The sequence below is a fragment of the Calidifontibacter terrae genome (assembly GCF_054778835.1).
This window is the reverse complement of record NZ_BAAGZF010000005.1, coordinates 155,692-170,730: the sequence shown is the minus strand read 5'-3', so window position 1 is coordinate 170,730 and position 15,039 is coordinate 155,692. Positions and strand designations below refer to the sequence as shown.

16 protein-coding genes are annotated in these 15,039 nt (G+C 66.6%); 14 read left to right on the top strand and 2 right to left on the bottom strand.

The window, feature by feature from the left end:
- The first annotated feature begins 18 nt into the window (after window positions 1-18).
- The 6 genes from sufC to ACYU98_RS07760 all read left to right on the top strand — a co-directional run bounded on the left by sufC (window position 19) and on the right by ACYU98_RS07760 (window position 4,485).
- A complete protein-coding gene (gene sufC / locus ACYU98_RS07785; protein WP_460467640.1) occupies window positions 19-780 on the top strand; it encodes a Fe-S cluster assembly ATPase SufC in 762 nt (253 codons plus the stop codon).
- 2 nt (window positions 781-782) lie between these two features.
- Entirely contained in the window at window positions 783-2,072 is a 1,290-nt protein-coding gene (locus ACYU98_RS07780; protein WP_460467639.1) for an aminotransferase class V-fold PLP-dependent enzyme, read from the top strand.
- Entirely contained in the window at window positions 2,072-2,542 is a 471-nt protein-coding gene (sufU, locus tag ACYU98_RS07775) for a Fe-S cluster assembly sulfur transfer protein SufU (protein WP_460467638.1), read from the top strand. Before ACYU98_RS07780 ends, sufU begins: the two co-directional genes overlap by 1 nt.
- Window positions 2,539-2,865 carry a metal-sulfur cluster assembly factor gene (locus ACYU98_RS07770; RefSeq protein WP_460467637.1) on the top strand — a complete coding sequence of 109 codons (327 nt, stop codon included), beginning with the start codon at window positions 2,539-2,541 and terminating at the stop codon, window positions 2,863-2,865. Before sufU ends, ACYU98_RS07770 begins: the two co-directional genes overlap by 4 nt.
- A 165-nt stretch (window positions 2,866-3,030) precedes the next feature.
- Window positions 3,031-3,219 (top strand): hypothetical protein, encoded by a 189-nt coding sequence (locus ACYU98_RS07765; RefSeq protein ID WP_460467636.1) that lies wholly within the window; start codon window positions 3,031-3,033, stop codon window positions 3,217-3,219.
- A gap of 36 nt (window positions 3,220-3,255) precedes the next feature.
- Entirely contained in the window at window positions 3,256-4,485 is a 1,230-nt protein-coding gene (locus tag ACYU98_RS07760) for an HNH endonuclease signature motif containing protein (protein WP_460467635.1), read from the top strand.
- Between the two features lie 62 nt (window positions 4,486-4,547).
- On the opposite strand, the gene ACYU98_RS07755 is transcribed toward ACYU98_RS07760, so the two are convergent.
- Window positions 4,548-5,264 carry a class I SAM-dependent methyltransferase gene (locus tag ACYU98_RS07755; protein WP_460467634.1) on the bottom strand — a complete coding sequence of 239 codons (717 nt, stop codon included), beginning with the start codon at window positions 5,262-5,264 and terminating at the stop codon, window positions 4,548-4,550.
- A gap of 181 nt (window positions 5,265-5,445) precedes the next feature.
- Between ACYU98_RS07755 and ACYU98_RS07750 the strand changes: the two genes are divergently transcribed.
- The 6 genes from ACYU98_RS07750 to ACYU98_RS07725 all read left to right on the top strand — a co-directional run bounded on the left by ACYU98_RS07750 (window position 5,446) and on the right by ACYU98_RS07725 (window position 10,236).
- Complete coding sequence (locus tag ACYU98_RS07750; RefSeq protein WP_460467633.1) at window positions 5,446-6,588, top strand: sensor histidine kinase; 1,143 nt, start codon at window positions 5,446-5,448, stop codon at window positions 6,586-6,588.
- Complete coding sequence (locus ACYU98_RS07745) at window positions 6,573-7,280, top strand: response regulator (RefSeq protein ID WP_460467632.1); 708 nt, start codon at window positions 6,573-6,575, stop codon at window positions 7,278-7,280. Before ACYU98_RS07750 ends, ACYU98_RS07745 begins: the two co-directional genes overlap by 16 nt.
- Window positions 7,281-7,382: 102 nt before the next feature.
- A complete protein-coding gene (locus ACYU98_RS07740) occupies window positions 7,383-8,294 on the top strand; it encodes an ABC transporter ATP-binding protein (RefSeq protein WP_460467631.1) in 912 nt (303 codons plus the stop codon).
- Window positions 8,291-9,067 carry a hypothetical protein gene (locus tag ACYU98_RS07735; RefSeq protein ID WP_460467630.1) on the top strand — a complete coding sequence of 259 codons (777 nt, stop codon included), beginning with the start codon at window positions 8,291-8,293 and terminating at the stop codon, window positions 9,065-9,067. The genes ACYU98_RS07740 and ACYU98_RS07735 overlap by 4 nt, the downstream gene beginning before the upstream one ends.
- A 67-nt stretch (window positions 9,068-9,134) precedes the next feature.
- Window positions 9,135-9,428, top strand: coding sequence for a hypothetical protein (locus tag ACYU98_RS07730; RefSeq protein WP_460467629.1), 294 nt, complete (start codon window positions 9,135-9,137; stop codon window positions 9,426-9,428).
- Window positions 9,429-9,489: 61 nt separating this feature from the next.
- On the top strand, window positions 9,490-10,236 hold the full coding sequence (locus ACYU98_RS07725; protein WP_460467628.1) for a YidC/Oxa1 family membrane protein insertase: 747 nt from the start codon (window positions 9,490-9,492) through the stop codon (window positions 10,234-10,236).
- Between the two features lie 141 nt (window positions 10,237-10,377).
- Here the strand turns inward: ACYU98_RS07725 and ypfJ are convergent, their stop codons facing one another.
- Window positions 10,378-11,340 (bottom strand): KPN_02809 family neutral zinc metallopeptidase, encoded by a 963-nt coding sequence (gene ypfJ, locus ACYU98_RS07720; protein WP_460467627.1) that lies wholly within the window; start codon window positions 11,338-11,340, stop codon window positions 10,378-10,380.
- A gap of 151 nt (window positions 11,341-11,491) precedes the next feature.
- Between ypfJ and ACYU98_RS07715 the strand changes: the two genes are divergently transcribed.
- Window positions 11,492-13,090, top strand: a complete 1,599-nt coding sequence (locus ACYU98_RS07715) for an ABC-F family ATP-binding cassette domain-containing protein (RefSeq protein WP_460467626.1) — start codon at window positions 11,492-11,494, stop codon at window positions 13,088-13,090.
- Window positions 13,091-13,164: 74 nt separating this feature from the next.
- Window positions 13,165-15,039, top strand: coding sequence for an ABC transporter ATP-binding protein (locus ACYU98_RS07710; RefSeq protein ID WP_460467625.1), 1,875 nt, complete (start codon window positions 13,165-13,167; stop codon window positions 15,037-15,039).

Genomic DNA, 15,039 nt, shown 5'->3' with positions numbered 1-15,039 from the left:
AGAAAGAGACCCACGAACATGACCACGCTCGAGATCCGCGACCTGCACGTCTCCGTCGAGACCGAGAAGGGCGAAAAGGAGATCCTGAAGGGTGTCAACCTCACCATTAACTCCGGTGAGACCCACGCCATCATGGGCCCGAACGGTTCCGGCAAGTCGACGCTGGCCTACTCCATCGCCGGTCACCCCAAATACAAGGTGACCTCCGGAAGCGTCACCCTGGACGGGGCAGACGTCCTGGCGATGTCGGTTGACGAGCGCGCCCGCGCCGGCGTGTTCCTTGCGATGCAATACCCCGTGGAGGTTCCGGGCGTCTCCGTCTCGAACTTCCTGCGTACGGCCAAGACCGCCGTCGACGGCGCTGCGCCGAAGCTGCGCACCTGGGTCAAGGACGTCAAGGGCGCCATGGAGAACCTGCGGATGGACCCGGCGTTCGCCGAGCGCAACGTCAACGAGGGCTTCTCCGGTGGCGAGAAGAAGCGCCACGAGATCCTCCAGATGGAGCTGCTCGCCCCGAAGGTGGCGATCCTCGACGAGACCGACTCCGGCCTCGACGTCGACGCGCTGCGCATCGTCTCGGAGGGTGTCAACCGCGCCAAGGAGAGCACCGACGTGGGCGTTCTGCTGATCACCCACTACACGCGCATCCTGAACTACATCAAGCCCGATTTCGTTCACGTGTTCGTCGATGGCAAGGTCGCCGAGGAAGGTGGCCCCGAGCTGGCCGACCGCCTCGAGGCTGAGGGCTACGACCGCTACGTGTCGGCTGTCCAGGCCTGATCATGGGTTCGTTCGACGTGCAGCGGCTGCGGGAGGACTTCCCGCTGCTGCGTCGCACGGTCCGCGACGACCGCCCGCTGGTCTACCTCGATTCCGGGGCGACCTCGCAGAAGCCGTTGACCGTGCTCGACGCGGAACGCACCTACTACGAGACGCAGAACTCCGCCGTACACCGTGGGGCTCATCAGTTGGCCGAAGAGGCCACCGACGCCTACGAGCAGGCGCGCGCGAAGATCGCGGCGTTCATCGGGGCGAGCGTTGACGAGATTGTGTTCAGCAAGAACGCGACCGAGTCGCTCAACTTGGTGGCCCACGGTTTCCTTTCGGCGCCCCACCCGGCGATCGAGGGCAGTGAGCGGTTCGCGCTGGGCGCGGGCGACGAGGTGCTCGTCACCGAGATGGAGCACCACGCCAACTTGGTGCCGTGGCAGGAACTCTGCCGTCGTAGCGGCGCCACCCTGCGGTGGATTCCGGTCGACAAGACGGACGGAACCCTCGACCTGAGCGAGATCGATGAGCTGATCAACGAGCACACCAAGGTTGTTGCGTTCGGCCACGTCTCGAACGTTGTCGGCACCATCAACCCGGTGCGCGAGCTCACCGACGCCGCCCACCGCGTGGGTGCCGTCGTGGTCCTCGATGCCTGCCAGTCGGTGCCCCACCTGCCGGTGAACGTGGCGAACCTGGGCGTCGATTTCCTGGCGTTCAGCGGCCACAAGATGCTCGGCCCGATGGGCATTGGCGTGTTGTGGGGGCGGCGAGAGCTGCTCGCCGCGCTGCCGCCGTTCATCACCGGTGGCTCGATGATCGAGACCGTCTACATGGACCACTCCACCTACGCCGATCCGCCGACCCGGTTCGAAGCGGGAGTTCCGATGGCCGCCCAGGCCGTTGGCCTGGGTGTCGCCTGCGACTACCTCTCGGACATCGGGATGGATGTCGTGGCCGACCATGACCGTGAACTGATTCAGGCCACGCTCGACGGCTTGGCGAAGCGTCCGTGGGTCCGGGTGCTCGGTCCGTTGGAGGCATCGCGCCGCGCCGGCGCGGTTGCGTTCGCGGTCGAGGGTGTTCACCCGCACGACGTGGGGCAGGTGCTCGATGACGCGGGCGTCGCCGTACGAACCGGGCATCACTGCGCGTGGCCGTTGCACCGTGCGCTCGGTGTCGTGGCTTCGACGCGGGCGAGCTTCGGTGTCTACAACACGTTGGCCGAGGTCGAGGCTTTCCTGACCGCTCTTGACCGGGTGCCGGGCATCTTCGGGATCGACGTGTCGGCGAAGGCTTCCTGATGGACCTTTACCAGCAGCTGATTCTGGACCACTCGAAGTTCCCGCAGCATGCGGGTCTGCGGGAGCCGTACGAAGCCGAAACGCACCACGTCAACACCAGCTGTGGTGACGAAATCACTCTTCGAGTTCATCTTGAAGGTGAAGGTTCGCAGGCGAAGGTTGTCGACGTCTCGTACGAGTCCATCGGCTGTTCGATCTCGGTCGCGTCCGCGTCGATCTTGACCGAGGAGGTGATCGGCTACAGCGTGGCCGAGAGCCTGGAGACCTATGACGCGATGCGGTCGATGCTGACCAGTCGCGGTCAAGACAGCGGTGACGAAGAGCAGATCGGCGATGGCGTTGCCCTCGCCGGTGTCTCGAAATACCCCGCCCGAGTGAAGTGCGCGCTGCTGTCCTGGGCCGCTTACACCGATGCGTTGGCCCGAGCCGGCGCCGATATTTCGTCCATTTCTACGGGAGGCACCCGATGACCGACCTGCAAAGCCCGCCCAATGTGGCGGACGTCGAGGAAGCCATGCGCGATGTCGTCGACCCCGAGTTGGGGATCAACGTTGTCGACCTGGGTCTCGTTTACGGCATCACCGTCGACGGCGACTCGAACGCCGTGCTCGACATGACACTGACCTCGGCGGCCTGCCCGCTGACCGACGTGATCGAGGACCAGACGCACCAGGCGCTTGAGGGCCTGGTGGGTTCGGCCCGCATCAACTGGGTCTGGATGCCACCGTGGGGTCCGGACAAGATCACCGATGACGGCCGCGAGCAGTTGCGCGCGCTCGGATTCAACGTCTGAGTCGATTGTTTTTGCGACGGGCCGCACCCTTGAGGGGGTGCGGCCCGTCGTTGTTTCGAGGGCAGGCGGCCCGTCGTCGTTTCGAGGTACGCGGTCGCAGGGTTGTTCGCTCACAGCGCAACACCTCTCCTTTCGCAGGGATTCGAACAGGCGTACGATGTATGGATGAGGGAGAACCCCAGCAGCGCGACAATCGCGGACCCGGATGCGCCGGTCCGCGAAATGCGCGAACTGCTGGAATCGGTGATCTTCGAAGACGGTCTGGCGGCGGCTGTCGAGATCGCGACCGATCCGCAGATGTTCCCCGAAGTCGACCCGGTCACCCGAACCTTCCTGGTGGTGGAGCTGGTGTAGACCTGCGACGGCGCATCGCCGACAAACCTGGCGACCGTGCTGGCGATTGCGCGGGAACTGCAGGATGCCCGACCTGATACGTGCGAGCGGGTCGAGGATGCTGTGTTCGACACGGGAATTCACACCCGAACCAAGGTTGAGGCAGCTCGCGCGGTGCGCGGTCTGGTCACCCGGTTCGAGGCAGCGGCGGCTAGGCAGACCGCGAGGAAGACCACGGCGCAACAACAAGGGGTGTGGCTCGACCCGCATCCGACGCCCGGGCTGAGCCAGTTGTCGGTTGTGCTCGGTTCGGAGCGGGCAGGGTCACTGATGGCCGCGATCAACTCACGGGCTGACGAGTTGCACCGATCCGCTGACGATGACCGGACCCTCGGCCAGCACCGCACCGACGCACTGTTCGATCTGGCCATGCACAACGTCGACCTGATTGCTCATTTTGACCTGCTGGTGCCGGTCCAAACGGGCGATGCGGGTGGTTCGGGTGGGTCAGGGTCGAACCGGGAAGGGCCGTCTGGACCCGCTCGTTCCGCCGGTCCGACTGGTGTGGGGGAGCCGACTGGCGACCAGTCGGCGCAAACGCCCGGCCCAGCGGGGGGCATCGGTGGCAGCGGGCAACCATCCGAGCCGGCGCGGTACCTCGGTCGCAGCGCCCCGGAAATGGCCGCGAGTGCCGGTCGCCGCCTGACCACAACGGAGATCCACGCCTTGGTGACACGCGGAGCCACCCTTACCTTCACTGCCAGCGGTGAGGCGATCGATGCTGCCGCGGTGCTGGACATGGTGGGCAACCTGGCTCGAGACCGCGCCGCCCAACGCGCTGATGATTCGATGACCACCGGTCGCCATGGAGTCTCGAGTGACCACCTTCCGCGCCGACGTGACAGCCACGGAGTTCGCGTCACAGCGACCGTCTATCGATTCGACCCCGAATCTGGGCGGCTGGTCGATGGGCTGGGGGAGAGCTCTGCCTATCGACCGCCACCAGCGGTTCGGCAACAGGTGATGGCTCGCGATCGCACCTGCCGACATCCAGGGTGCAACCGACCCGCGCGTTTCACCGATCTCGACCACATCACCCCGTGGCCTCGGGGTGCGACGAGTGCCGACAATCTGCACTGTTTGTGTCGTCGACACCACCGAGCGAAACAGGCCGGCTGGAAGGTCGCTTCTGACGCGGCCGGGATCGAAGCCAGGGTCAGCCCAACGGGCCGCAGCTACCGGACTCAGCCGGGGATGCTGGATGCGCTCGAGTTGGTCAGCAGATGAAGTGCGTTAACCGTCGGGGCGTGCGTTCGGTACCGGGTTTCAACCCGGTTCTGCCGGCGGCATCACGCTGGCGTTAGCGCAGCCGGTCGGGCGGTCCCGCGCAGCATGAGGTGGTGTGCCGTGGTCTCGACGTCTGCCGACCATCCCGCGGTTGCGAGGGCTGCAGTGAGCGGTGCTTGCTCCCAGTAGCGCTTCACGATCTGGAAAGTGCGCCCGTCGGCGAGCGTCCGGTGTTCGGTGCGCGCTCCCGTATCGGCCACCACCTCTCCGGTGACGGCCTTGGCGGGGTAAGGCACCGAGTCGACGAACGCGACGACGCCTCCCGGCGCGAGGCTGTCGCCGACCATTCGCCAGAACGGGCCGAAGAGGTCATCGGGAACATGCGAAAGCCAGAACGAGAAGAACACGACGTCGTACGTCCGTGATGGCCGCCAGGCGAACAGGTCGGCCTGCTCGTAGCCGATGTTGGGCGCGTTACCTGTTCGGGAACGGTTGAGTTCGAGCATGGCCGAGGAGGCATCAACCGCGTGGACACTCCTCGCGGTGCGACGCAACACGTCGGTGAAGATTCCCGTGCCGCAGGCAAGTTCGAGAACATCACCGCGCGCGTGGTCGGCAACGAACCGCATGGTGTCCGCGGCGTCCTGCGACCAGTGCGCGCGCAAGGGCTCCTCGAGCGCGTACGCGCGGCGCCGGAACCAGAAGTCGTCGTACTCACCGGCGCGCTCGTCGTAATAGACCTTCTGCTCGTCCAAGGCTTCGGCCCACTCATCGGTCATTGTTCGAGGCTACGTGGGGTCTGCGAGCATCTCGTTCAACCGACGCCTCGTTCAGCGCCCAGGCCCGCGGGGAATCTCATTCACCAGACGCCCTCGTTCAGCGCCCAGGTCTGCGAGGAACGGGCCGAATCTCAACACCGAGATGACGCACGGCGACGACCCGTTTCCTACGCTGACCGGCATGGACCACGAAATCGACCCGCGCCCCTGGTGGTCGTCTCGGTGGGCGGCCGTCGGCGCCGCCTGCGTGATCACGATCGGGATCAGCGTCTCGGCGTCGCACATCCCGGCCGACCACGGCCAGCGCTCCATCGATGCGCTCGGCATCGCCCTGGGTATCGCTGGGGCCTGGTCGTTGCTGCTGCGGTGGGTGCAGCCCTACCTGATGATGGTGGTGGCGTTCAGCGCCCTCTGCGCTTATGCCCTGCTGAACTACTCCGGTGGACCCGCCTATCTGGTCGGACCGCTTGCGCTCTTCTCCTTCGGACTGGTCCGCCCACGACGCGAACTCTTCACTGTCGCAGCGGCGCTGGTCATCTTCCTGTTTTCGGTGACACTGCTCTTCGGCAGTTGGGACAACCTCTCGGCCGTCCTCGGAGTCACTGGCTGGACAGGCGCTGCGGTGCTCGTGGGGGAGGTCCTGCGCGCCCGCTCCGAGCGGGCTGCCGCCCGCCGGGAGACGTTGCAGCGAGCCCAGCATCAGGGGCTGGTCGAGCAGCAGCTCGGACTCGCCCGTGACCTGCATGACAGCGTTGCCCACGCATTGACTGCGATCAACGTGCAAGCCGCGATCGCCGAACGTACGGTGCGACGCGACCCGAGCGCCGCTGCTGCAGCAGCGGTCGCGATCCGGGAAGCGAGTGGAACTGCGCTGACCGAGTTGACCGAGATCGTGCGCTCTCTGCGCGCCGGTGACGACTCTCCGACGACCCCGGACCGTGGCCTCGCCGACATCGGCACCCTCGTTGAGCAGGGCCGACGCGGCGGTCTAACAGTCGATCTCATCGAGCCGCCAAGTGCCCAGGCGCAGGTTGCGCCATCGGTTGCCGGCGCGGCGTACCGGTTGGTTCAAGAGGCCCTGACCAACGCGATCCGCTACGCCCCCGGCGGGCGGGTTCGGGTCGTCGTCGACCCGCGCGACGGCCTGCTGGTGAGCGTGCGGGACGATGGCGGAACCGGTGTTGCCGGGCCCGGGGCGGTCCACGGCTCCGGGCACGGACTGCTTGGCATGGGCGAGCGGGTCGCTGCGACCGGTGGCACACTGCACCACGGGCCCTGTCAGCCAAGCGGATTCGAGGTCGTCGGCCGATGGACGCAGAACTGAGCGAACCCCGCCCGATCCGGGTGGTCGTCGCCGATGATCAGACCTTGGTGCGCCGCGGCTTCGCCATGCTCGTCGGGCTCGAGGACGATCTCGAGGTGGTGGGGGAGGCCGCCGACGGCGTGCAGGCGCTCCAGCTGGCCCGAGACTTGCGCCCGGACGTGATGTTGATGGACATCCGGATGCCCGGCATGGACGGGCTGGAAGCGACCCGGCAGATCACTGCCGACCCGCAACTGAGCGGCGTACGGGTGCTGGTCCTGACCACCTTCGACCTCGACGAATACGTTTTCGAGGCCCTGCGCCTTGGCGCGGCCGGCTTCCTGGTGAAGCACACCGATCCCGATGAACTGATCCGCGCCGTACGCGTCATTGCCGCCGGTGAGGCCCTGCTGTCACCGACGATAACCCGCCGACTGATCCACGAATTCGTCAGCAGCAGTATGGCCCCCGCGCCTGACGCCACGCCCTCGAAGCTCGCGTCCCTGCTGACCGAACGCGAACGTGAGGTCGTTTCGTTGGTGGCCCAGGGGATGTCGAACCAGCAGATCGCAGACCGTTGGTTCGTCAGCCAGGCAACCGTACGAACCCACGTGAGCCGGGCGATGACCAAGATGTATGCCCGAGACCGGGCCCAGTTGGTGGTACTGGCCTACCAACACGGCCTGGCCGGACCACCCGACCTCAACACCTGACGTAGGCGCAGGCTCGACGCCACGCGGACGCGCGCGACGGGGTCGTGGCAGCAGGCTCGAGGAATGCAAACCTCGACAGTTCCTCCCACTCACGCGGTGGAGGTGACCGGCCTGACAAAGCGGTACGGCCGCCGCACCGTCGTCGATGACATCTCGTTGCAGATCCCGCGCGGATCAGTCACCGGTCTGATCGGCCCCAACGGGGCTGGCAAGACCACCATCATGTCCATGCTGCTCGGATTGGTTCGGCCGAGCGCCGGAACCGGCAGCGTCCTTGGCCATGACCTGCGCAACCCGCGCGCGTTCCTTCCGCAGGTCGGTGCACTCATCGAAGGGCCGGCCTTTTACCCCTCGATGAGCGGCAGCGATAACCTGCGCAATCTGTCCCGCCTAGGCCGACACAACGCGGATCGGATCCCGGGGCTGCTAGAACTGGTCGGACTCGGGGATCGCGGCAACGACAACTACGCCTCCTATTCGCTAGGCATGAAGCAGCGGCTTGGGATCGCCGCGGCGTTGCTCGGCGATCCGGAGTTGGTCATCCTCGACGAACCGACCAATGGCGTTGACCCGCAAGGGATGCGGGATATCCGGCAGTTGGTGCGCCGCATCTCGCAGGAGGGGCGCACCGTCCTGGTCTCCTCCCACCTGCTCGCCGAACTTGAGCACGTCTGTGACCACCTGGTGGTCGTCGATCGGGGCGGCCTGCGCTTCGACGGATCAATCGAAGACCTCCCCACCAGCCGACGCGAGGTGTTGCGGGTCGCCGCCGACGGGGCTGTGGCGCCGCTGCGCACGCTGCTGCAGCAGCAGGGCCTGACCCTCAGCAACCCCGACGACGGGCCGACCCGGGCCATCGAGGTGGAGGTCGGACCCGCCGATCCACAAGACCTCGCCGCCCAAATCAACCGCAGCGCCCACGCCGCGGGCATCACCCTCACCGAACTGCACCACCAACGGCAAACGCTCGAAGACCGGGTTCTCGAGCTGGTCGGAACAGGAAGTCCGTCATGAATGCTTTCCTCGCCGAACTGACCCGCTTGGGCCGACGCCGGATCTGGCTGCCGGCGCTGCTCACCACCGTGGTCTACGCGGTCGTTGTCACCTGGATCCTCTTCGCCACCGCCCCAGACCACGGGCCGGGCGTCAGCATCGCGGCCCTTTCCCAAGCCGGGGGAGGAACACTCGCACCAGTGACGGCCTCGGCCTTCTCCGCCGTTCTGCTGCTGGCTCTGTTCGTCGGCATGTCAGCGAACGCCTTCTCCCGGGGAACCTGGCGAGCCGCGTTGCTGCATCATCCGGGCCGGTTCTCGCTGGCCACCGGCACCTTCGCGGCGAGGGTCGTCGGACTCGCCGTGCTGGTGGTGACGCTGTTCGTCGCCGGCTGGGCCACGGCAACCCTCGTCGCGTCCAGCCAAGGAGTCGACACCACGGCCTGGTTCACCGCCGACTCCTGGCGCACCGCCGGTGAGGACATGGTGCGGGTGTTCGGGTTCGGCGTCGGCTGGGCGCTGTTTGGCACCGCCATCGGCATGATCACCCGGTCGGTCCCGGTAGGCCTGGCCGCCGCTGTGCTCTGGGCCGGACCTATCGAGAACCTGTTGGGGGACACCTTCAGCTTCGGTCAGCGCTGGTTCCCGGGGCTCCTGCTGCGGTATGTCGTCTCGCCTTCCTCGCTGCAGATCAACCTCAGCGACGGCGCGCTCTACGGAACGCTGGCGGTCTACGCGGTGGTCTTGCTCGGGGTGATCGCCTTGCTGGTTGGGCGACGTGACGTCACGAGCTAGACGGTCCGCCAAACGGCGGGACTCATCGGTCGTACGTCCGGGGCTGCCTCGGACGTACGATCGTTGCGTGCTCCCTGACACCGACCGCCTCGCCGCGCGACTACGCGTGCTGCTGTCGTTGTTCCTGCCTACGCTCGCGCTGATCGCGATCAGCTCGTCGACACAGGCGTTGGCCGGCGGAGCCGCCCTGGTGGTGCTGGCCGCGGCCATCGCCGTCGTGGAAGGCGTACGCCGTGCGTTGCCACCTCGATCGGCACCCCCTCGCGCTCGAGCCGCCCAGACCGCAACCTTCGCGCCGGTCTGTCGCTCGATCGCGCTGCCGCAGGACCCCATCCGGCCGCGTGCGCCCGGACTGGTCTGAGTACCTCAGCCCACCAGTCCCGCTCGACCGACCCCGGGATGCCCGGGGAATGGAGCACGTCATGCCCGAATTCCTTGCACCTCTGACCACACTGCTCGGATCCGTCCTGGCCACCACCCACGCCGCCGCAACCACGGCGGGCCTCGACGGCGCGCTTGGTTGGGTGATCGCGATCGCCCTGCTCACGTGCGCCGTACGAGTGGTGCTGCTGCCGTTCGCTATCACCGGCGCGCGCAACGCCCGTCGTGCGGCAGCCGCGGCTCCGGCGCTGCGTGCCCTCCAGCAGAAGTACGTCGACCGCCGTGATCCCGACAGCTTGCAGGATCTGATGCGGGAGAGGCGGGCCGTGCAGCGCGAACACGGCCTGTCCAGCCTGGGTTGGGTCCCGCTGCTCATACAGATGCCGCTGCTGATCTCGCTCTACCACCTGATCATGAAGGTGAGCGGCGGTAGCTCGGTCGGTGCGCTGACCGCCGTCACCGTGGCGTCCGCGTCCGCCGCGTCGGTCGGTGGTGTGCACCTCGGTTCCCGGCTCCTGTCCGGCTCGATGGCCGAGGGTGCGCTGGTCCTCGGGCTCGCGCTCTGCGCCGGACTCGCGACTTGGGCGACGCAACGCTGGTTCGCAATGACGCCGGCGCCCGCGGCTGGCGACCCGATGTCCGTGGTGCAGTCCGTGATGCCCTGGCTCAGCCTGATCGGGGTCGTCGCTGGCGCATTCTTCGTTCCGGCCGGCCTGGTTCTCTATTGGACCTTCAGCAACGCCTGGACTCTCGGCCAGCAGGCCTGGCTTCGGCAGCGCTTCGCCTAAAACACGCAAACCCTGCACTTAACGACAGCCGCCGCGGGTGTGCCTGCAGCGGCTGCACGTAAGTGCAGGGTTTGCGCCGGGGGAAACCGGATCGGCGCCGGAGTGAAGCGTGTGCGCCGGGGAACCAGGAGAACCGGGGCCTTACTCCACCGTGGCGGGGGTGAAGGTGTCGCACTGGTTGATGTCGCCGCTTTGGTAGCCGGTCGTGAACCACTTCTGGCGGGCGGCGGCCGAACCGTGCGTCCAAGATTCCGGAGTGACCCGGCCCTGAGCCTTCTGCTGGATTCGGTCATCACCCACAGCTGCTGCTGCCGACAGGGCCGACTTGATGTCCGTTTCAGTGATCTGCTTCAGCAGCGCGGTGCCACCCTGGTCGGTGGTCTTGGACGCGTTCGCCACCCAGATCCCTCCGAAACAGTCGGCCTGCAACTCGGTGCGAACCGAGCCCGAGTTGGCGCCCTGGGGGTCCTGCTGAGCGCGGCCCAGCAAGCCGAGGATGTCCTGCACGTGGTGGCCGTATTCGTGAGCCAGAACGTATTCCTTGGCAAGCGCGCCGCTGTCAGCGCCGTACTTGTCGGTCAGTTCCTGGAAGAACGCAGCATCGATATAGACCTTCTTATCGAGCGGGCAGTAGAACGGGCCCATCGCGGAACTGGCTGTTCCGCAGCCAGACTGGGTCGATCCGCTGAAGATGACCGTCGTCGCCGGGGTGTAGGTCTTGCCGTACTTCTGCAGGTAGCCGGTCCAGAAGCTCTGCACGCTGTTCACGGTGCCGACGATCCGGCAGACGTCGTTCTTGTTGGCGTCGGCGCCGGTCTTGCATTGCGAGATCTGCTGGGCCACCGCGTCGGTGCCGCCCGAGGAGTCGTTGCTGCCACCGGAGATCGACGACGGATTCATGTTCCAGGGCGAGGCGCCGCCGCCACCGCCGCTCCCGCCACCGGGCAGGCCGCCGCCGAGGAGCACCATGATGATCATCAGGATGAGACCGCCGATGCCGCCGACAGCGATGCCGCCAGGCGCGACCCCGCCACCACCGCCACCACCGGATCCACCGCTGGTCACCTGCGAGGTGTCGAGTTGCGCATTGTCGTTGAACGTCACGGGCTTCCTCCGCATCCACCGCGACCGGGGCAGTCGCTGCTGAACATCGCCCGTAGACTATCGAGTCGGGCCGTCGCCCGGTCGTATTGCGGGCGAGCGTCGCCGTGCGAACTCGCCGAATCTTTTCCGAATCTGTTGTGGAGTACCCCCTGTGATCACCGCCCATGGCATCGAACTGCGTGCCGGTTCCCGTCTGTTGCTCGAGAACGGCACCTTCAGAGTTGCCGCTGGCGACCGTGTCGGGCTGGTCGGGCGCAACGGTGCGGGGAAGACGACCCTGACCAAAGTGCTTGCCGGACAAGGAACTCCGGCTGCCGGGTCGGTCGCGAGCTCGGGTGAAGTCGGCTACCTGCCGCAGGACCCGCGGACCGGAGACCTAGGGATCCTCGCCCGCGACCGCATCCTGTCGGCCCGTGGCCTGGACAGCACCATTCGCGACCTGCGGGCCGCCGAGATCGGGATGGCCAGCGAGGACGACGCGGTCCGCGAGAAGGCGATGCGTCGTTACGGCCACTTGGAAGCGGTGTTCACCGCTGGGGGCGGCTATGCCGCCGAGTCGGAGGCTGCCTCGATGGCCGCCAGCCTGGGTCTGTCGGAACGAATGCTCGACCAACCACTGCGTACGCTCTCCGGCGGCCAGCGCCGTCGGGTCGAGTTGTCGCGCATCCTGTTCAGCGGCGCCGAGACGCTGCTGCTCGATGAGCCCACCAACCACCTCGACGCCGACTCCATCGCCTGGTTGCGCGACCACCTGCGCTCCTACAAGGGCGGGCTGATCATCATCAGCCACGACGTGGAGATGCTCGACACCGTGGTGAACCGGGTCTTCCACCTCGACGCCAACCGTTCCGAGCTCGACATCTACAACGTGGGCTGGAAGTCCTACCTGCAGCAGCGCGAGACCGACGAGAAGCGCCGTAAGCGCGAACTGCAGAACGCCCACAAGAAGGCCGCGGCCCTGTTGAGCCAGGCCGACAAGATGCGTGCCAAGGCAACCAAGGCGACGGCCGCGCAGAACATGGCCCGCCGCGCCGAGAAACTGCTGGCCGGCGTCGAGGGGGAGCGACAGCAGGACCGTGTCGCCAAGCTGCGTTTCCCGACGCCCTCGCCGTGTGGCAAGACACCGCTGCGCGCCGAAGGACTGTCCCGGTCGTACGGCTCGCTGGAGATCTTCACCGACGTCGACCTGGCGATCGACAAGGGTTCGAAGGTCGTCGTGCTGGGCCTCAACGGTGCCGGCAAGACCACACTGCTGCGAATCCTGGCCGGAACCGACCAGCCTGACACCGGCGAAGTGCAGCCGGGCCACGGTCTGAAGCTGGGCTATTACGCCCAGGAACACGAGAACCTCGACGTCGACCGCTCGGTTCTGGCGAACATGAAATCGGCGGCGCCCGACCTCGGCGAGACCGAGGTGCGCAAGGTGCTCGGGTCGTTCCTGTTCAGCGGCGACGACGTCGACAAGCCGGCCGGAGTTCTCTCTGGTGGTGAGAAGACGCGACTGTCCCTTGCCTTGTTGGTGGTGTCATCGGCGAACGTCCTGCTACTCGACGAACCGACGAACAACCTCGACCCAGCCTCCCGCGCCGAGATCCTCGGTGCCCTGGCGGCGTACGAGGGGGCGGTCGTTCTCGTCACCCACGACGAAGGTGCCGTGAAGGCCTTGGACCCCGAACGGATCCTGTTGTTGCCGGACGGCATCGAGGACCTCTGGGGACCGGACTACCTCGACCTCGTCACCCTCGCCTGAGGGCCCCGCCTGAGGGCATAGATCCGCCGCGTTCGGTGTTCACGTTCCCGGCTTAAGGGAAGGGAACACCACGAATGAGCATGTCCGGCTGGCAGGCGATGCGATCGCTCACCCAGGACTCGGCGGTCAAGGGCACCAAACTCAAACCGGGAACGGCCCGGCGGGTCATGTCCTACGCGGGGCCCTACCGCCGACCCATCATTTTCTTCCTCATCCTGGTCACCATCGATGCCTTGTTGGTGATCGCAAGTCCGTTGATCCTCAAGGAAATTGTCGACCACGGGGTGGCCCAGAAGGACACCAACCTGGTCGTAAAACTCGGGATCGCGGCTGCCCTGGTGGCGGTCCTCGACGCGGGCCTGAGCATCGTCGAACGCTGGTTGTCCGCGACTCTCGGTGAGGGGCTGATCTTCGATCTGCGCCGCGAGGTGTTCTCCCACGTGTTGCGCCAACCGATCGCGTTCTTCACCCGCGCGCAGACCGGGGCTTTGGTCACGCGACTCAACTCTGATGTGATCGGCGCACAACAAGCATTCACCTCGGTGATGTCGAACGTGGTCTCCAACGTGGTGTCGCTGGCCGTCATCTTGATCGCCATGGCCACGTTGTCGTGGCAACTGACCCTCGGCGCCCTGGTCCTGGTGCCGTTCTTCCTGATCCCGACGCGCATCATGGGTCGTCGCCTTGCCGGGCTCTCCCGTGGCCAGATGGTCCAGAACGCCGACCTCGGCACCCGGATGACCGAGCGGTTCAACGTGGCGGGCGCGCTGCTGGTGAAGCTCTTCGGTCGACCCGAGCAGGAGGACGAGGAATACGCCACCCGCGCGGGGAAGGTTCGCGACCTCGGTATCTCGATCGCGGTGCAACGGGCCATCTTCCTGGTCGCGCTCACCCTGCTCGCTTCGCTGGCGACCGCCCTGATTTACGGCGTCGGCGGCGTGATGGCGATCCGTGGCGAGCTGACGATCGGCACCCTGCTGGCCCTGGCGGCGTTGCTCGGCCGGCTCTACCAACCCTTGACAACACTCTCCAACGTGCGCGTCGACGTGATGACCGCGCTGGTCTCCTTCGAGCGAGTCTTCGAAGTGCTCGACCTCAAGCCGCTCGTTGCCGAGAGCGACCACCCCCGCCCGCTGCCCAAGGGTCCCCTGTCGGTGCAGGCCCGCGGCGTGAGCTTCAGCTATCCGACCGCCGAAAAGGTCTCACTGGACAGCCTCGAGGCCACCACCACTGACAAGGGTGACGACACACCGGTCCTCAAGGGCATCGACTTCGACATCGAACCCGGTCAGGTGGTCGCCCTGGTCGGCCCCTCCGGAGCCGGCAAGACCACGGTCACCGGTTTGGTCTCGCGGCTCTACGATCCGACTGCCGGGGAGATTCTGGTCGGCGGCACCGACATCCGCGAGGTCAGTTTCCACTCGCTGCGCGAACGGATCGGAGTCGTGACCCAGGAAGCCCACATGTTCCACGACACGATCCGCGCCAACCTGCTCTACGCGCGCCCCGACGCGACCGGTGAGCAGCTTGAAGCGGCCCTGCGGGCGGCGAACGTCTGGGCCCTGGTGGAGCGACTGCCGCACGGCCTTGACACCGTGGTCGGCGACCGCGGCCACCGCCTGTCCGGGGGCGAAAAACAGCGGCTGGCGATCGCCCGACTGCTGCTCAAGGCACCGTCGGTGGTGATTCTCGACGAGGCGACCGCGCACCTCGACAGCGAGAGCGAAGCGCTGGTTCAGCAGGCGCTGGACCGTGCGTTGGAGGGGCGTACGGCGATCGTCATCGCCCACCGGCTCTCGACTGTACGAGGGGCCGACCAGATCTTGGTCGTCGACGACGGCCGCATCGTGCAGCGCGGAACCCACCGCGAACTCCTCGCCAGTGGTGGCGTCTACGCCGACCTCTACCGGACCCAGTTCGCCGACGACACGGCGCCTGCCGCGCACTGA

Excerpts from the sequence above, each read along its gene's own strand:
- ACYU98_RS07745 (WP_460467632.1), top strand. The coding sequence starts at position 6,573 with ATGGACGCAGAACTGAGCGAACCCCGCCCGATCCGGGTGGTCGTCGCC.
- ACYU98_RS07770 (WP_460467637.1), top strand. The coding sequence starts at position 2,539 with ATGACCGACCTGCAAAGCCCGCCCAATGTGGCGGACGTCGAGGAAGCC.
- ACYU98_RS07725 (WP_460467628.1), top strand. The coding sequence starts at position 9,490 with ATGCCCGAATTCCTTGCACCTCTGACCACACTGCTCGGATCCGTCCTG.
- ACYU98_RS07765 (WP_460467636.1), top strand. The coding sequence starts at position 3,031 with ATGAGGGAGAACCCCAGCAGCGCGACAATCGCGGACCCGGATGCGCCG.
- sufC (WP_460467640.1), top strand. The coding sequence starts at position 19 with ATGACCACGCTCGAGATCCGCGACCTGCACGTCTCCGTCGAGACCGAG.
- sufU (WP_460467638.1), top strand. The coding sequence starts at position 2,072 with ATGGACCTTTACCAGCAGCTGATTCTGGACCACTCGAAGTTCCCGCAG.
- ACYU98_RS07735 (WP_460467630.1), top strand. The coding sequence starts at position 8,291 with ATGAATGCTTTCCTCGCCGAACTGACCCGCTTGGGCCGACGCCGGATC.
- ACYU98_RS07710 (WP_460467625.1), top strand. The coding sequence starts at position 13,165 with ATGAGCATGTCCGGCTGGCAGGCGATGCGATCGCTCACCCAGGACTCG.
- ACYU98_RS07755 (WP_460467634.1), bottom strand. The coding sequence starts at position 5,264 with ATGACCGATGAGTGGGCCGAAGCCTTGGACGAGCAGAAGGTCTATTAC.
- ACYU98_RS07750 (WP_460467633.1), top strand. The coding sequence starts at position 5,446 with ATGGACCACGAAATCGACCCGCGCCCCTGGTGGTCGTCTCGGTGGGCG.
- ACYU98_RS07780 (WP_460467639.1), top strand. The coding sequence starts at position 783 with ATGGGTTCGTTCGACGTGCAGCGGCTGCGGGAGGACTTCCCGCTGCTG.